Below are 1,050 nucleotides of genomic sequence, written 5' to 3' on the forward strand. Positions count from 1 at the left end.
GGCCCGGCGCTCCGCCGAGGCGAGCCGAGCCGCCTGGGACGCGGTGGCCGCCGTGCCCTGCCCCGCCCACGGGGCCGCTCCGGGCGAGTGCTGCTGGTGCCTGCCGCGTGGGATGTGCGGAGCCCGCATCGCGAGGGCTGCGGCATGACCGCCCAGCGCGTCGACGTGAGCCATCTCGACGTCGCCCTGGCCGAGGAGCTCACGGCTGCTCGCGTCGCAAGCTACGACGCCCGGCACGGCATACCGGCCCCCGCCGTCGAGCCCCCACGACGACGGCCGCTGCGGGTGGCCGACAAGCGGCCGAAGCCCGCGCCGAGAACGCCCGCTGAGCCCCGCACACGGACCGAGGCACCCAGGGCCACCCCCGCGGCGTCCTCGTCCGCCAGCGGCCCGGCACGACCCCAGCGCGGTGGCCGTCGGCTCTACACCGGCACGACGCCAACCGTCTTCGCCCTCCAGCCCGCTGGCCTGAGGTGTCGCCTGTGCGGCGTCGAGGTCGACGACCCGCCTGAGGTCGTCGACCTCTACCCGGCGGGTCGTGAGCTGAAGCCCGGCGTCGTCCGCGAGGCGCCGCAGGACATGATCGTGCAGGTCAGCGTCTGCCCGCCATGCTCGGGGCTGGAGCGCATGGCGGCCGACATGACCGAGGCTCTCGACGAGCGGACCCGGCAGCGGCTCGGCGGCGGCCCGTCGGTCGTGTCGGGGCGGATCACCGCTGCCCTCATCGCGCTCGTCGTCGTGGGCGGCGACCTGCCGCGGACGATGACGCCCGACGACGTCCGGGATCTCGTCGAGGCGATGACCACCGCGGGGGCCGCCATGCCGTGGCAGGCGCTCGTCGTGCCCACCCTCCGGATCGTCACGACCGGGCCGGCCCGGTCGTGGGGTCACGTCGACGAGGAGACCCGCCAGGCCGCCCGTGAGGGCTATGGACGACTCCTCGCCAAGCGGGTGCGCGCGCAGCGGCTCGCCGAGGCCGGACCCGTCGCGCTGACCCCGCCCGAGCGACCGCGAGCCGTGAGCGGCCTCGTCGAGGCGATCGACGGCGGG

The 1,050-nt window shown here is 76.3% G+C and carries 1 protein-coding gene; it reads left to right on the forward strand.

What is annotated here, in order from left to right; all coding sequences use genetic code 11:
* Positions 1-144 precede the first annotated feature (144 nt).
* Positions 145-1,050 (forward strand): hypothetical protein (locus BN12_RS23195; protein ID WP_048555819.1); only part of this gene is annotated, 906 nt, incomplete at its 3' end.

Origin of the sequence: Nostocoides japonicum T1-X7, assembly GCF_001046855.1 — a bacterium.
GTDB classification, from domain to species: Bacteria; Actinomycetota; Actinomycetes; order Actinomycetales; family Dermatophilaceae; genus Nostocoides; species Nostocoides japonicum.